Here is a 15,659-nt window from a genome sequence, read left to right as displayed (position 1 = left end):
CGGCCCGCGCGTCGCCCGATTGCGCGACGCGCGGGCCGTGCAACGCTCAGTGCCCGCTGTTGAGCGCCGCGATCGCGAGGCCGTTGTGCTGCAGGTTGCCCGCGCCGCCGGCGATGTTCACGCCGATGTTGCCGGTCGCACCCGTGAGGGTATTCGCGCCGAGCATCGCGGTGCCCACGAAGCGCCCGTCGATCTGCGCGCCGGCAAGCTGCGTGTTGTCGTCGGTGGCGACCATCGCGACCGTCTTCGCCTGCCCGGCGCTGGTGGTCGTCATCGAGCCGGCCAGGCTGTTGTTCTGCACGTTGCTGACGCCCGAGGCGACGTTTACGCCGACATTGCCCGACACGCCGGCCAGCGAGCCGTCGCCCAGCGAGGCGTTGAGCACGAAGTTGTCGATGCGCGCGTGGCCCGCCGACGACTGCGTGCTGAACGCCTGCGCGTTGCCGAACACGTTGCCGATATCGACCGAGGCGAGCGACACGTCGTTGCTCTGTGCGTTGTCGATGCCCATCGCGACGTTGATGCCGAGGTTGCCCTTCACGCCGGTGGCAGCGTTGCTGCCGGTAGTGGCAGTCAGCGTGCCGGCCTGGCGCGTGTCGGTGACGGTGGTGACGCTGCCCGAGGTTTCGGTGCGCTGCGCTTCGATGTTGCTGCCGAAGCCCCATGACGCGCTGCGCGCCGTCTCGGCGTGTTCGCGAGTCGAGAGCGAACCGTTCGATGCCGTTTTCGATTCGCTCTGCGAAGCATTCGCCTGCCAGGCCGAGCCCGATGCGCTGCTGCTGCGGCTCGCGCTGACGTCGGCATGCCGATGCGCGCTGCTGGCCGCATCCGTCGACGAGGACCCGCCCCACGCCGCCTCGGCCGCGCCGACGCGATAGCCGCTCGCGCTGTGCGAGGCGCTGCCGCCTGCCACGAAGCCGAACAGGCCCGGCAGCACGTAGCCACTGACCTCGTTGCTCTGGCTGCTGCCGGAGGCGGACGCCGCACCGCCCGCGATGAACGCCGCGCCGCCGGTGCTGCCCGTGCGGTGTTGGTTCGACGACTGGTTGGCCGTCACGCTCTGCTGCGAGCTGGCCGTGCTGGCGCTGCCGCCCGCGATCCAGCCACTGCCGCTGGCCGAAGCCGATTGCGACGATTTCGTCTTCACCGAGGCATCGAACGAGGCCGACTGCGCGCTGTTGCGATAGGCGTAACCGTCGGCGGTGGTGCTGGCGGCGACATTGTCGACCGACACCGTCACGGCGCCCTGCGTGCTGCTTTGATGGAGCGGCGCCAGCGACACATGATTCAGTGCCACGGCCTGATGGTTGTCGATCACGGCGCCGGCGCTGCTCGACACGCCGACCACGCCATACAGGCCGACGGCACCGAAGATGCCCACGGCTTGCGTGACGCCTGTCAGGTTGTAAAGGAATGCGTCGGCGGCAAAGGCGGTGCTGGCGGACGAGGCGAGGAGGGCGGCGGCGATGACGGTACGCTTCATGAATGGGCTCGGTGATGTAACGGTCGGAGGAATAAAAAGCGTGCCCGCCGGGGGACGGGGCACGTGAAAAAAGGTGTCGGCTCACGCGTGCGTCGCGCTGTTCGACGGGCTTCCTTTAGCGAAACGCGTGCCATCGACGCGCGAGGCCTGTCGCACAAGGACGTCTCCTCGCCATTCGGAAAATTTGACAGTATCCCGAAGCAAAATCGTTTCAATTCTGAAACGCGGCATGTACGGATTACTTCGGATACCCAAGCGAATTAAAACGGCTGACACTGGTTTCGCCATCTCGGTGCAGCCCGCGCGCGGGGCCGCCGCTCCGGAGGTTCTCCAGAGGAATCGCGTCAAGTATCCAGTCGAACAACAATGCGAGAGCGAAACAACAATATGGCCGTGGGTCGCGGCCGCCAAAAAAGCAAGCGCCTTATTGCCGGGGAGACTTGAATGTCTGCAACAGGACGCGTTGGCCGTATCCGCTCGTGAGGGCCGGTTCGGCGGCGCGGTCGCACGCAAGGCCTCGCGTGCCGGGCATCGAACGAAGGATGGTGCGATGGAAATCGTCACTAGGCATCTGATCTATTTCTCGCGCGACCCGAGCGTGGAACTGCAACGCAGCTTCGACGCGCGCGGCTGGCGGGTCGAGCATGCGGCCACGGCGCGCGATCTGCGCCGGGCGGCCGCGCGCGGCGGCGCGGCCGGCGGCCTGCTCGACATGTCGGGCATCGATCCGGGCGAACTCGGCGACGTCGAGGCCTGCCTGAGCACGCCGAACGTCGGCTGGATCGCGGTGGCCCAGCGCGGCCAGATGCAGAACGTCGGATTGCGGCGGCTGGTACGCGACTACTGCTTCGACTACATGACGATGCCGTGCGACCGCGAGCGCATCGTCGAATCGGTCGGGCACGCCTACGGCATGGTCACGCTGACCGAGCCGCCGCTGGCGGCGGCGCGCGGGGAGGGCGAGATGGTCGGCGCGTGCGAGGCGATGCTCGGGCTGTTCCGCACGCTGCGCAAGGTCGCGTCGACCGACGCGCCCGTCTTCATCTCGGGCGAATCGGGTACCGGCAAGGAGTTGAGCGCCGTGGCGATCCATGAACGTTCGGCGCGCGCCGCCGCACCGTTCGTCGCGATCAATTGCGGCGCGATTCCGCATCATCTGTTGCAGTCCGAACTGTTCGGCTACGAGCGCGGCGCGTTTACGGGCGCGACGCAGCGCAAGATCGGCCGCGTCGAGGCTGCGCATGGCGGCACGCTGTTCCTCGACGAGATCGGCGACCTGCCGCTCGAAAGCCAGTCGAGCCTGCTGCGCTTCCTGCAGGAAGGGCGGATCGAGCGGCTCGGCGGCCATGCGTCGATTCCGGTGGATGTGCGCGTGATTTGCGCGACCCACGTGGACATGGAAGCGGCGTTGCGCGCCGGCCGCTTCCGCGAGGATCTGTATCACCGGCTGTGCGTGCTGAAGGTGACCGAGCCGCCGCTGCGCGCGCGCGGCAAGGATATCGAGGTGCTGGCGCGCCACATGCTCGAACGGTTCCGGGGCGATGCGAGCCGCCGGCTGCGCGGCTTCGCGCCCGACGCGATCGCCGCGATGCACAACTACACGTGGCCCGGCAACGTGCGCGAGCTGATCAATCGCGTGCGGCGCGCGATCGTGATGTCGGAAGGGCGCATGATCAGCGCAGCCGATCTGGAATTGACGGATTTCACCGAATCGGCGCCGATCTCGCTGAACGCGGCCCGCGAGGCCGCCGAGCGGCGCGCGATCGAGATCGCGCTGCTGCGCCATCGCGGCCGGTTCGCCGACGCGGCGCGCGAACTCGGGGTGTCGCGCGTCACGCTGTACCGGCTGTTGGTGGCGCACGGCATGCGCGATCGCGATGTGGAGACGATCGGGCTGCCCATGCCGGCCGCCGGCTGAGTGTCGCGAGGCTTGTTAGAATCGCGGGACGGGCCGCGCTGGCGGCCGAAGGAACCCGCATGAAACAGTATCTCGATCTCGTTCGCACCATCCTCGATACCGGCTCCTGGCAGGAGAACCGCACCGGCATCCGCACCATCAGCATGCCGGGCGCGATGCTGCGCTTCGACCTGCAGCAAGGCTTTCCGGCCGTCACGACCAAGAAGCTGGCGTTCAAGTCGGCGATCGGCGAACTGGTCGGCTTCCTGCGCGCCACGCGCAGCGCGGCCGATTTTCGCGCGCTCGGCTGCAAGGTGTGGGATGCGAACGCCAACGACAACGCCGCGTGGCTCGCCAATCCGTATCGCACCGGCGTGGACGATCTCGGCGACGTGTACGGCGTGCAATGGCGCAGTTGGCCTGGCTACAAGGTACTCGCCGCGCAGGCCACCGCGCAGATCGACGACGCCGTCTCGCGCGGCTACCGCGTGGTAACCGGCTTCGAGGACGGCGGCGCGCAGCAGGTGCTGCTGTACAAGGCGATCGACCAGTTGCGCGATTGCCTCGACACGATCATGCGCGACCCGTCGAGCCGCCGCATCCTGTTCCATGGCTGGAACCCCGTGAAGCTCGACGAGATCGCGCTGCCGGCCTGCCACCTGCTGTACCAGTTCCTGCCGAACGCGGCGAAGCGCGAGATCTCGCTGTGCCTCTACATCCGCAGCAACGACGTGGGCCTCGGCACGCCGTTCAACCTGACCGAAGGCGCGGCGCTGCTGGAACTGGTCGGCCGGCTGACCGGCTATACGCCGCGCTGGTTTACGTACTTCATCGGCGATGCGCACATCTACGAGAACCAGCTCGACATGCTGACGCAGCAGCTCGAACGCGAACCGTACGAAAGCCCGCGCCTCGTGATCGCCGAGCGTGTGCCCGAGTACGCGAAGACGGGCGTGTACGCGCCCGAATGGCTCGAACGGATCGAGCCGTCCGATTTCTCGCTCGAAGGCTATCGCCACCATGCGCCGCTGACGGCGCCGATGGCGGTGTAACGCTCCGGGGGCAAGTGGCCCCCGATTTTCGTGGCCGTTAAAAAAGCCCGCGCCGTTTCGTTCGGCGCGGGCTTTTTGCGTAGAGGTGGGCGAGAGGCCGCGCTTTAGTGACGGCCTGGGTGCCCCTCGTTCGACGGCGCTTGCTGCGCGGGGGCCGGCGCGGAGCGTGGTTGCTCGAAATGGGGCGGCGGCGCGGCGGGACGCTCGAAGTGCGGCTGCGGTTGAAGGGCGGGACGCGGCTGCTCCATGCGGGGGGCTTGCCGTGGTTCGAAATGCGGTTGTGGTTGCTCCATGCGAGGGGCTTGCTGTGGTTCGAAATGCGGTTGCGGGCGCTCCATGCGCGGGGCTGGCTGTGGTTCGAAATGCGGTTGTGGCCGCTCCATGCGAGGCGCCTGCTGCGGCTCGAAGTGCGGCTGCGATTGCGCGCGTGGCTCCATGCGCGGCGACGCTTCATGCATCTGCGGCTGGCCGAACGACGGTTGCGGCAGGTTCCGGCGCGGCTCGTTGACCGGCTGCGGAACGGGCTGCTGCGCCGGCAAGCGCTGCATCGGCGCCGAATGCGCCTGCTCCGGCGGTCGCGAGACGAAACCGGACTGCATCGTGTTGCCCGCTTGCGGACGCTGCCCCTCGACGCCACCCGACTGCCCGAACTGCGGACGCGGCGGCACACCGTTCTCGCGCACGCCTTGCGGCTGGCCGGCATGGAACGGCGCGTTCGCGCGTTGCTGCGCGATCGGCGCATGTGGCTGAGTCCACGAAGGCGACTGTCCCGGCTCTGACTGCCCTGGATGGAAGCCGGGCCGGTCCGCATCCATCGGCGGACGCGGCACGCCGTTGCCGGCCGGCGCTGGTGCAGCCATCCCCGGCTGATGCGGCGCGAAGCCGGCCGTGGGTGGCATGCCCTGGCCACCGCGCTGGATCGGCGCGCCGCCGCGTTCGGCGGACATACCCGGCATGCCCGGTTCGCCGCGCGGCATCACCTGACCGCCCGCGGTGGCGGATCGCACGGCCACCGGTGCCGGCCCGCCCGCCGGGTTCATGCCGCCCGGCCCGCGCGCCTCGCCACCGAACTGAGCACCCGGCCCGCGTTGGCCCGGCTGCAACACCGGCCCCTGACGGTTGACGAGCTGCACGTTGTGCATGGCCCACTGATTCGGCGCGCCGGCGAGCCCGGCGACCGGGTGCACCGGCCGCGCCGCGTAGTTCGGCGGCGTGCTGCTGCGAATCACGGGCGCACCGGCGCCCGGCACGTTGCCGCCATGCCGCGCGAACTGCTGCGCCTGCCGGTCGTGGAACGCGGCAGGCACGACCGGATTGCGCGTCGCCACGATCGGATGGCCGAGCGCCATTTGCGGCGGCCGATAGCTCGCGTTGCGCAACCCGCCCGCGAAGCTCTGACGTACCGGCGCGATGCCCGGCGCGCCCGCGCCGAGATGCGCGTTGCGCCACTGCCGCGGATCGACATGCTGCGCGAAGCGCGCCACCGGCTGGCCGTGCACGAACGCCTGCGCCGGGATGGCGGTCACGCCGTTGCGCACGCGGTAGTTGATATAGGTGTTGTGGATGTTGATGTTGTTGACGATCGTGGTGCGGTTCACGCGCTCGTAGTAGCGCGGGCTCCAGCCGCCCCAGCCCGGCCGCCAGGCCTCGTGCGGCGCGAGCGGGAACCACGCCACGCCGGCGGCCACCGCGCCGCCCACGGCCAGCCCGACGCTCCAGTCGAAGCCGCCGCCCCCGCCGCCCACGAAACCGACCAGCGCCGGCGCATAGCAAGGCGGCTCGGCCGCCACGACAGGGCCGGGCACCCAGGCCCAGTTGTCGTCGACATAGGCCCAGCGGCCGTAGTGGTAGGGCGCGAAGCCCCACGGCGCGTCGTCGATCCAGGTCCAGCCCCATGGCGCCTGCCAGATCCAGTGGCCGGTGTGATACGGCGCCCAGCCGGCCGGCGTGCTGTTCGGCGTCCAGACCGCGCCGTATTCGGGCGTCTCGCGCCAGGTGCCGTTCGCGTCGAGGTCCTGATAACCCGGGATGTCGCGCGACACGTAGCGCGCCGAGATCGAACGATCCTCGGCCGCGTCGCGCGCGGCGGCCCAGCCGTCGAACGGATCGGCCGGCGGCACGGCGTTGCCGGCCGTGCTCTGCAGGTTGGTGCCGGAAAACGTCAGTTGCTGGCCGGCCGCGATCGGGATCTGGCCGGCCTCGCCGTAGGCGGTCGCCGTACCGCGGCGCACGGTGACGGTGGTCGAGGCGCCGTCCGGCGCGACGTCGACGCGGTAGTCGCCGGGGCCATTGATGGCGAGCGCGAGGTTCGGCGTGTCGATCTCGTAGGCGCCGCCGGGTGTCAGTTCGCGCACGTGCGTCGACAGCGTGCCGATGCCCACCTTCAATTGCGTGCTGCTGTCGTCGAGATTGAGAATCGCGAGCGACGTCGATTGGTCGAGCCGCACGGCCGTCGAGCCGATATGCAGTTCCGAGCGCGCACCCTGGTCGTTCCAGAGCTGATCGCCGCTGGTCAGCGGGCGGTTGACGGTCGCGTACGACCAGTCGCTCGCGCCGGCCGGCTCGGTCGTGACCGGGCCGGACAGGTAATCGAGCCGCGCGACGCGCGACGGCGGATCGCCGCCGGCTTGCTGCGCCGTGGGCGCGCCGTCCGGCGCGGGCGGTGTCTGGGCGAACGCGGGCGGCAGCGCGGCGGCGAGCGTCGCGATCGCGAGCAGCGTCGAGGCCGCCAGTGAACTGAGGGAATACGGAGCGCGGAGCGAGGTCATGTCGGACTCGTTATGGATCGTCGCGGGCGCGTACCTGGCCCGCGTGCGCCCACTGTACCCGCGCTCCGTGTATCCGGTTCGCCGCTTTTGTAATGCGCCTATGCACGGCGTAACAAAGCATGTCGCCGCCCGCGCGCCGCTCGTTGGCGGCCTTTACTGCGGGCTTCACGGCTGGCCTCGCGGCGGCCATTCCGGCGGGTTTCACGCCGGGCCTCGCGGCGTGCCGTCAGGCGTCCGCCAGCAGCGCCTCGAAACGGCGCTGCCCGTCGGGCGTGATGCGCAGCACGCGCGGCTGGCTGGCCGGCTCGACCCAGCGTGCGTCGAGCCAGGCGTCGAGCAGCGCCGCGCCGAGCGCGCCGGCCAGATGCACGCGCCGCTCGCTCCAGTCGAGGCAGGTGCAGGCGAAGCGCCGCTTGCGCTGACGTTGCGCGCCGATATCGATGCGCCAGCGCTGCGCGAACGCGGCCGCGCCGAGCGGCGTCACGTCCACCTCGCGCTCGCGGGTGGCGAGCCAGCCGCGTTCGAGCATGCGGTCGTACACGCGCACGGCCAGTTCGCCGGCCATGTGGTCGTAGCAGGTGCGCGCGTGGCGCATTGCCGGCGGCACGGTGCGCGCGGCGGACGGTGTCGGGCGCGTGGCCGCCGTGGCCTGCGCGAGATTGGCGAGCGCCTCGATCGAGGCGGCGATGTCGGGCGAGGCGATCCGGTAATAGCGATGGCGGCCGCGCACTTCCAGCGCGAGCAGGCCGCCGTCGCTCAAACGCGCCAGATGCGCGCTGCCGGCCGACGGCGAAAGCCCGGCGATCTGCGTCAGTTCGCCGGCCGGGCGTGCGCTGCCGTCCATCAGCGCCCACAGCATCGCCGCGCGGCCGGGGTCGGCCAGCAGCGCGCCGATCCGGCTCAGGCCGGGAAAGTGCGGGTCGGTCGCGATCATGGGCGGCTCCTGGGGGCGATGAGAATCCGCGTAGTGTAGGTGCGTCCGGCATCCGACGCTTCACCCGATCGTGAAACGTGGAATGCACGGAGCGCCGCGTAGAATGCGGCCATCGAACCTCGAGGAACGGACATCATGCGCGGAAGGATCAGGATGCTGCTGGCGGCGCTCGTGGCGGCCGGCTGTTGCGCGGGCTGCGCGAACGGCGGCGGCGGTGCCTCGGACGGCGGCCACGGCAGCATCGAGATGTACGGCACGATCGATCAGGGCATCACCGTCCACAACTGACGCAAGCAGGGCGCGCCGCGTCGGGGCGGCGCGCCGGCCCGGCCCCGTATAATCGGCGTTCCCACACGATACCGTCGAAACGGAGCCCAGATGTCGAACTCATCGCCCACCGCGCCCCTCGATCGCACCGAGACCGTGTTCCGTTTTCTCGCCGAGCCCACCTCGGTGAACTTCGGCGGCAAGGTCCACGGCGGTGCGCTGATGAAATGGATCGACGAGACCGCCTACGCCTGTGCGGCGATCTGGTCGAGCCGCTATTGCGTGACCGTCAGCGTCGGCAATATTCGTTTCCAGCGGCCGATCCTGGTCGGCAACCTGGTCGAACTGAAGGCGCGTGTGGTCGCGACGGGCCGCACCAGCATGCATATTCACGTCTCGGTGCACGCGGGCGACCCGAAGGGCGGCGTGCTGCGCCAGACCACCGATTGCATGGTGGTGTTCGTCGCCGTCGACGAGAACGGCAACCCGCTGCCGGTGCCGCCGTTCGTGCCGAGCAACGATGAAGAGCGCCGCCTCCAGCAATACGCGATGGACGTGCGCGCCGCGCTCGACAAGATCGTCGAACTGAAGCCCGAGGAAGTCGCGAAGGGCAGCGTCTGAACGGCGCGCCGCACGCCTCCTCGCAAAACGACAAGGCCGGCATTTGCCGGCCTTGTTCGTCGAGGGCGTTCAGCACGCCCTTTGGCGGCTCGTGCGGCGAAGCTCAGTGGTTGCCGATCATCTCGCCCGGCTTGACCCATTCGTCGAACTGGGCATCCGTCACGTAGCCGAGCGCCAGCGCGGAAGCCTTCAGCGTGGTGCCTTCCTTGTGCGCCTTCTTCGCGATCTGCGCAGCCTTGTCGTAGCCGATGTGCGGATTGAGCGCCGTCACCAGCATCAGCGATTCGTTGAGCAGCGTATCGATGCGCGGGCGGTTCGGCTCGATGCCCACCGCACAGTGATCGTTGAAGCTCAACGCGCCGTCGGCCAGCAGACGCACCGATTGCAGCACGTTGTGCGCGATCATCGGGCGGAACACGTTCAGCTCGAAATTGCCGCTCGCCCCGCCGAAGTTGACGGCCACGTCGTTGCCGAACACCTGGCAGCACAGCATCGTCACGGCTTCGGACTGGGTCGGGTTGACCTTGCCCGGCATGATCGAGCTGCCCGGCTCGTTCTCCGGGATCGACAGCTCGCCGAGGCCGCAGCGCGGGCCGCTCGCGAGCCAGCGCACGTCGTTGGCGATCTTCATGAGGCTGGCGGCGACCGTTTTCAGCGCGCCGTGCGCGAACACCAGCGCGTCGGCCGCGGCCATCACCTCGAACTTGTTGGGCGCGGTCACGAACGGCAGTTGCGTGAGCTTGCCGATCTCGCCGGCCACGGCCGCCGCGAACTTCGGATGCGCGTTCAGGCCGGTGCCGACCGCCGTGCCGCCCTGCGCGAGTTCGTACAGGTGCGGCAGCGTCGATTCGACGTGGCGGATGCCGTGATCGAGTTGCGCGACATAGCCCGAGAATTCCTGGCCGAGCGTGAGCGGCGTGGCGTCCTGCAAGTGGGTGCGGCCGATCTTGACGATCTCGGCGAACGCCTTCGATTTCTCGTTGAGCGTGGCGCGCAGGCGCTTGAGCGCCGGCAGCAACTGCGTGTGGATCGCGAACGCGGCGGCGATGTGCATGGCCGTCGGGAATACGTCGTTCGACGATTGGCCGCGGTTCACGTCGTCGTTCGGGTGAACCTTGCGCGACTCGCCGCGCACGCCGCCGAGCAGCTCGCTGGCGCGGTTCGCGATGACCTCGTTGAGGTTCATGTTGGTCTGCGTGCCCGAGCCCGTTTGCCAGACGGCCAGCGGGAATTCCTCGGGATGACGGCCGGCGATGATCTCGTCGGCGGCCGCGACGATCGCGTCGGCCTTGTCATTGGCCAGCACGCCGAGTTCGCGGTTGACGCTGGCGGCCGCGCGCTTGATCAGCGCGAGCGCGTGGATCAGTTCGGGCGACTGCTTTTCCGTCGAGATCTTGAAGTTCTGCAGCGACCGCTGCGTTTGCGCGCCCCACAGGCGGGCGTCCGGCACGGCGATTTCGCCGAACGTATCGCGTTCCATCCGTACTGCTTCGCTCATCTTGATGACTCCGTCACGAGAATTGGCTCCGCCGCGCGCGGCGGCGCGGCACGAAAGCGTAGGTGGGGACGGGCACCGTTCTCATGACGGCGTCCAGAGGCGACAAGCATAGCGCCGGGCGCGATTTTACGTCGGCTGGCGGCGCGACGGGCAATGGGACGGGCGCGCGTGCGGGTATCGGCGCGGGGGGGCGCAGGCGTAAAACCCGGGGAAGCAGGCAACCGGCCCGCGCGCCGTCGTGGCGTGCGCGACCGGCTGCCGAACGGTCAGTGCGCGCTGCCGCGCGCCGCGCGGGTCTTGCTGTGGAAGCGCCAGGTCATCAGCACGGCGACGCTCGCGAGCCCCGCCGCCAGCCCCCACCACAGCCCGCGCGCGCCGAGCCCGACGTGGAACGCGAACCAGTAGCCGACCGGAAAGCCGACGCCCCAGTAGCCGAGCGTCGCGACGATCATCGGGATGCGCGTGTCCTTCAGGCCGCGCAGGCAGCCCGAGCCGACCGTCTGCATGCCGTCGACGATCTGGAACAGGGCGGCGATCGCGAGCAACTGCGTGGCCAGCGCGACGGTGCCGGCGTTCTTCGGGTCGCCCAGATCCAGGTACAGCCCGACGATCGCGTGCGGCGCGGCGATCAGCAACAGCCCCGACAGCGACATGAACGCCACGCCCAGCCCGATCGCGGCGAAGCCCGCGTGCCGTGCCGCCAGCGGCGCGCCCGCGCCCATCCAGTAGCCCACCCGCACATTGGCCGCCTGGCCGATCGCCAGCGGCACCATGAACATGACCGAGGCCACGTTCAGCGCGATCTGGTGCGCCGCCAGCGACGATTCGCCGAGCACGCCGATGGTCAGGCCGGTGGCGAGGAACAACGTCGATTCGACCCCGTAGGTGATCGCGACCGGCCAGCCGACGCTGACCAGCTCGCCCATCAGCGGCAGCTTCGGTCGCGACGCCGCCACGAAATGGCGGAACGCCGGGCGGCCGTGCAGCAGCAGGACCAGCGCGATGGCCGTCAGCCAGATCGACAGCGTGGTGGCCACCGCCGAGCCGAGAAAGCCGAGGCGCGGCAGGCCGAACGCGCCGTGGATCAGGCCGTAGTTCAGGACCGCGTTCACGCCGACGCTCGCGATCGACACCCACAGCAGCCGGCGCGCCGCGCCGATCGCCGGCAGGAACGCGCGCATCAGGCCCACGCCGATCAGGCTGCCGGGCGCGGCGAAGCACAGCACGCGGCAGTATTCGCCGATGTTGCGCGCCAGCTCGGCCGGCTCGTGAAACATCAGCAGCAACGGCTCGGCAAACAGCAGCACGACGATGGCCGGCACCGCCAGCAGCAGCGACAGCGCCACGCCTGTCCAGTAGATGTGCGGGATGCGGTCGTCGTCCTGCGCGCCGCGCGCGTGGGCGACGCTGACGCTGACCGAGGTCAGCACGCCTTGCAGCACCGTGACGACCACGAAGAACAGCGTTGCGCCGAGGCCGCCTGCCGCGAGCGCGTCGGGGCCGAGCGAGCCGAGCAGGACGGTGTCGGTCACGCTCATCGCCATCTGCGACAACTGGGCGATCGCGAGCGGCGCGGCGAGACGGGCGGTGTCGGCGGCGTGACGGGAAAAGGAAGGCGGCGGCGCGTGGGCCGCGCGCGGGAGGCCGGGAAGCGACATGAAGGGCCGCGGGAAGACAGGCCCGCGCTCTCGGTTGTTGTAGTGAGACGGCAAGCTTACGGTTTTCCTGCACGGCTGTCGAATCGACATGCCGGGCAGCGGCGGGCGCCGCTCGGGCACCCGCGTCGGCGCTCAGGCGCCGTGGACGGCGATCCGCGTGTCTTCGAACAGCACCACCTGGCCCGCGCGGATCTTGCAGGTCTTGCGCAGCTCGGTCGCGCCGTCCACCTTGACGGCGCCCGAGGCGACCAGCACCTTCGCGGAGCCGCCGCTGTCGGCCACGCCGGAGATCTTGAGCAGGTTGTGCAGTTCGACGTAATCGCCGGTCAGCGTGAAATCGAGGTTGGGCATGGGGCGATGCGCGCGAACGGCGCGCAATGTGTAAAAAAGCAAGGCTCGCATCATAAGCCAGCGCGCGGCCGGGGGCGAGCGCGGCGCGCGAAACCGCCGGATTGGCGGGCTGGAGCGGGTTCGGCCGGTGTGGGCGCGGAACGGGAACGTTCGCTGCGTCAGGAAACGGGACCGGAAGCGAAGATCCCGATCCCGAGGCGCCGGCGGATGGCCCATGTAAGTGGATGTATGCCAACCGTCAGCAAATGCAAGCTTGGGTAACAGTCGGCGTTTCCGGCGAACCGGCCGCGGCACGGGCCGGTCTGTCTACCAACTGCCGCATGTCGCGGCGGGGCGGTGCGGCCCGTTTCGAAGGCCGCGCCGGCCAATTCCCCGAGGAGGAATGCTATGACCACGATTCGCAAAATGCTGATGAGCGCTGCGCTGGTGACGACGACCGTGTTCGCGGCAACATCCGCGATGGCCCAGGCCGGTGGTGGCGCGGGCGGCGGTGCTGGCGGTGGCGGCGGCGGTGCAGCCGGCGCGGGCGGCCAGTCGGGCGGCACCGGCGGCAACGACGCCGCACCGACCGCACCGGGCAACGGCACGCCCGCCAACAGCGGCGCGATGAGCGCGCCGGGCGCCAAGCACACGATGAAGTCGCATCACGCCAAGACGCGCGCGAACAGCTCGGCGCACGGCGCGAACTCGAAGGCGGGCGATGCCGTGAACGGCAATACGAGCGGGATGTCGCCGGCCGGCAACGGTACGCCGGGTTCGGGCCAGTCGCAGTAAGCGATGCGGCAACAACGGGGCGGGACGCCGATCCGCCTTTGCCGCCGGGCTTGAAAACGGCAACGGGCCGAACCTCGCTTTGTGCGGGGTTCGGCCCGTTTTATGCCGCGCCAGGGCAGGCGCGGCGTACCTCGTTATTGACGCTGCTGCGGTGGCCGTGCCGCCGGGTTCTGCTGCGCGGCCCTGGCCGGCGTGGGCACCATGAAGATGCTGCGCAGCCACGCGGCGAGCCGCGTGAACACGTCGTGCGGTTCCTCGACGAAGATTTCCGGCTTCAGCAGGCGCAGGTATTCCATGATCTGCTGCGCTTCCTGCTTCTGGAACGAGCCGTGCGACAGCCCGAGCCGCAGCAGGCCGCGCAGCTCGCCGAGCTTCTCGCGCGCCGTGCTGCCCACGCTCATCTCGCAGGCCAGCTTGGCTTCGTAGACGCGCTGGCGCAGCGATTCGGCCAGCCGCCAGGCCGGCGTCTGCATGCGCTCCTCGAGCGTCTGGATGTCGTGCACGGCCGATTTGATCTGCGCGGCCAGCGGATCGACCAGCGAGGCGTCGCCCTGCGCTTCCGTGACGATCGCGGCGGCCCAGTCATGGCAGGCCTTCAGCAGTTCGTCGGGAGTCCATTCGCTGCGCGAGGCAAAGCCGAAACCGAACGTTTCCGCCTGACGCATCAGGATCTCGACCACGTTCGGGAATTCCTTGTCGAGCGTGCGCTTGGCCCAGGCGTACTGGCCGCCCTGCAACATGCGCTGCACGGCGTGCTCGGTGAGCGGCACCATGTTGTCGAGCAGCTTGGCGCGCAGGAAATCCTCGAACGAGGGCGTCGCGAACTGCGGATCGAGCTTCAGCGAGACACGCACGAACGCATCGAAATCCTTGCGCAGCGACGTGATGGTGTCGTCCTTGATCGACAGCGTGATATGACCCATGAATTTCTCGGAACGCGGTGGCTGCCGGCGTCGACCGCGCGCCGGCATGCGCCGCCCGCATCGGCCGGCCGTGGCTGATGCCGGCCGGCTCCGTCGCGATTGGCGCCAGGAGGGTTTTCCTCTCTTATCGGCGCGTGCGAAAGAAACTTGAGGGCGTGGGCGCGGGGCGTGCCGGCCGGGCTCGGTCCGTCTGATCCGGCTCCGCTCGACTCGGTTAGGCTCGGCCCGCGCCGGTCCGGACGAGCCCGGCGGTGATTCAGCGGCGAATCCGCTGACAAGTTCGGCGCCCCCCGGCCTGATTCAGGCCGGCAGCCAGCGTGGCATCACCACGCCTTGCCAGACGAAGAACACCGCCAGCCCGACGGCGATCGTCAGGAGCGGCCGGCGCGTGGCGGCCGAGACGATCACAGCCGCCAGGCCACCCACCAGTTGCGGATTGCGCAGGCCGAACTCCACGCCGCCGCCGTGCGGCGCGACCGTCATCGGCACGATGATCGCCGTCAGCACCGTGACGGGCACGAAGCCGAGCGCGGTGCGCACCAGCGGCGGGAACACGAGCCGTTCGCCGAACAGGAACAGCGTCGTGCGGATCGCGTAGGTGACGGCGGCCATGCCGAGCAAAATCAGGACGTAGCTCACGAGGCAGCCTCCGAGCAACGGCGCGCGCGCACGTGATCGCGCAGCGACAGCGCGACGCCCACCGTCACGCCCGCCACCACGGCGGCCAGCAGGTTCAGCTTGTACGGCAGCGCATGGCAAAGCTGGGCGATCACGCCGGCCGTGGCCGCCGCGGCCAGATAGCGGAACGCGGCCAGTTGCGGCACCACGATCGCGATGAACGTGGCGGCCATCGCGAAATCGAGCCCGAGCGCCTGCAGGCCGGGGAACGCCGCGCCGAACAGCAGCCCGACCACGGTCCAGATCTGCCAGTTCACGTACATCGCGACGCCGGAGCCGAGAAAGTAGTGCGGCCCCATTTCGCCGGGGCGCGTGTGGCGGTAGCGCGCGTAGGCCACCGCGAACACCTCGTCGGTCATCAGCGCGCCGAGCGTGGCGCGCCAGCGCAGCGGCAGATGCGCCACATACGGCGCGAGCGTGGCCGAGTAGAGCAGATGGCGCAGGTTGACGATCAGCGTGGTGGCGATCACCACCAGCGCGCCGGCGCCGCCGGCCAGCAGGCCGATCGCGATGAATTGCGCCGAGCCGGCGAACACGATCAGCGACATCAGCTCGCCGTGCCACCAGGCCAGCGGGCCGGCCGTGACGAGCGTGCCGAAGATCACGCCGAACGGCGCGGCGCCGACCATCATCGGAAACGTATCGCGGGCGCCGTCGGCGAATTCGCGCAGCGGGCGCGGCTGGCGCTGCGTGAGGGATGGATTGGGGTGAGACGGGTTCAACGGTGAGTCCTCCTGAACGCCGAGCATAGCGAA

General features: G+C 69.5%; 14 protein-coding genes. 5 read left to right on the top strand and 9 right to left on the bottom strand.

Features of this window, described 5'->3' with window-relative positions:
- Positions 1–46: 46 nt before the first annotated feature.
- Positions 47–1,483, bottom strand: coding sequence for a cell wall anchor protein (locus AB4851_RS30935; RefSeq protein WP_414450126.1), 1,437 nt, complete (start codon positions 1,481–1,483; stop codon positions 47–49).
- A 550-nt stretch (positions 1,484–2,033) separates the two neighbouring features.
- Between AB4851_RS30935 and AB4851_RS30930 the strand changes: the two genes are divergently transcribed.
- On the top strand, positions 2,034–3,401 hold the full coding sequence (locus tag AB4851_RS30930) for a sigma 54-interacting transcriptional regulator (RefSeq protein ID WP_414450125.1): 1,368 nt from the start codon (positions 2,034–2,036) through the stop codon (positions 3,399–3,401).
- Positions 3,402–3,460: 59 nt separating this feature from the next.
- Positions 3,461–4,432 (top strand): thymidylate synthase, encoded by a 972-nt coding sequence (locus AB4851_RS30925; protein WP_414450124.1) that lies wholly within the window; start codon positions 3,461–3,463, stop codon positions 4,430–4,432.
- A gap of 104 nt (positions 4,433–4,536) precedes the next feature.
- Here the strand turns inward: AB4851_RS30925 and AB4851_RS30920 are convergent, their stop codons facing one another.
- Positions 4,537–7,200, bottom strand: a complete 2,664-nt coding sequence (locus AB4851_RS30920) for a DUF6600 domain-containing protein (RefSeq protein ID WP_414450123.1) — start codon at positions 7,198–7,200, stop codon at positions 4,537–4,539.
- A 226-nt stretch (positions 7,201–7,426) separates the two neighbouring features.
- On the bottom strand, positions 7,427–8,134 hold the full coding sequence (locus AB4851_RS30915) for an ArsR/SmtB family transcription factor (protein WP_414450122.1): 708 nt from the start codon (positions 8,132–8,134) through the stop codon (positions 7,427–7,429).
- 135 nt (positions 8,135–8,269) lie between these two features.
- Between AB4851_RS30915 and AB4851_RS30910 the strand changes: the two genes are divergently transcribed.
- Positions 8,270–8,422 carry a hypothetical protein gene (locus AB4851_RS30910; protein ID WP_414450121.1) on the top strand — a complete coding sequence of 51 codons (153 nt, stop codon included), beginning with the start codon at positions 8,270–8,272 and terminating at the stop codon, positions 8,420–8,422.
- A gap of 90 nt (positions 8,423–8,512) precedes the next feature.
- Positions 8,513–9,022: an acyl-CoA thioesterase gene (locus AB4851_RS30905; protein ID WP_414444258.1), complete on the top strand. Its 510-nt coding sequence runs from the start codon at positions 8,513–8,515 to the stop codon at positions 9,020–9,022.
- 103 nt (positions 9,023–9,125) lie between these two features.
- Here the strand turns inward: AB4851_RS30905 and fumC are convergent, their stop codons facing one another.
- The 3 genes from fumC to AB4851_RS30890 all read right to left on the bottom strand — a co-directional run bounded on the left by fumC (position 9,126) and on the right by AB4851_RS30890 (position 12,529).
- The gene (fumC, locus tag AB4851_RS30900) at positions 9,126–10,520 is read right to left on the bottom strand and encodes a class II fumarate hydratase (protein WP_414450120.1); all 1,395 of its coding nucleotides are present in this window, start codon (positions 10,518–10,520) and stop codon (positions 9,126–9,128) included.
- Between the two features lie 266 nt (positions 10,521–10,786).
- On the bottom strand, positions 10,787–12,178 hold the full coding sequence (locus AB4851_RS30895) for an MATE family efflux transporter (RefSeq protein WP_414450119.1): 1,392 nt from the start codon (positions 12,176–12,178) through the stop codon (positions 10,787–10,789).
- Between the two features lie 132 nt (positions 12,179–12,310).
- Positions 12,311–12,529 (bottom strand): RNA-binding S4 domain-containing protein, encoded by a 219-nt coding sequence (locus AB4851_RS30890; protein WP_414444261.1) that lies wholly within the window; start codon positions 12,527–12,529, stop codon positions 12,311–12,313.
- A gap of 387 nt (positions 12,530–12,916) precedes the next feature.
- Between AB4851_RS30890 and AB4851_RS30885 the strand changes: the two genes are divergently transcribed.
- Positions 12,917–13,303 carry a hypothetical protein gene (locus AB4851_RS30885; RefSeq protein WP_414444262.1) on the top strand — a complete coding sequence of 129 codons (387 nt, stop codon included), beginning with the start codon at positions 12,917–12,919 and terminating at the stop codon, positions 13,301–13,303.
- Between the two features lie 134 nt (positions 13,304–13,437).
- On the opposite strand, the gene AB4851_RS30880 is transcribed toward AB4851_RS30885, so the two are convergent.
- The 3 genes from AB4851_RS30880 to AB4851_RS30870 form a co-directional block, all read right to left on the bottom strand.
- Positions 13,438–14,226 (bottom strand): DUF4088 family protein, encoded by a 789-nt coding sequence (locus AB4851_RS30880; RefSeq protein ID WP_414450118.1) that lies wholly within the window; start codon positions 14,224–14,226, stop codon positions 13,438–13,440.
- A 300-nt stretch (positions 14,227–14,526) separates the two neighbouring features.
- Positions 14,527–14,865 (bottom strand): AzlD domain-containing protein, encoded by a 339-nt coding sequence (locus AB4851_RS30875; RefSeq protein ID WP_414450117.1) that lies wholly within the window; start codon positions 14,863–14,865, stop codon positions 14,527–14,529.
- Positions 14,862–15,653, bottom strand: coding sequence for an AzlC family ABC transporter permease (locus AB4851_RS30870; protein WP_414450116.1), 792 nt, complete (start codon positions 15,651–15,653; stop codon positions 14,862–14,864). Before AB4851_RS30870 ends, AB4851_RS30875 begins: the two co-directional genes overlap by 4 nt.
- Positions 15,654–15,659 lie beyond the last annotated feature (6 nt).

This window comes from Burkholderia sp. 22PA0099 (genome assembly GCF_047497165.1).
GTDB lineage: Bacteria > Pseudomonadota > Gammaproteobacteria > Burkholderiales > Burkholderiaceae > Burkholderia.
The sequence above is the reverse complement of the archived record's forward strand: the minus strand, read 5'-3'. Positions and strand labels throughout refer to the sequence as shown.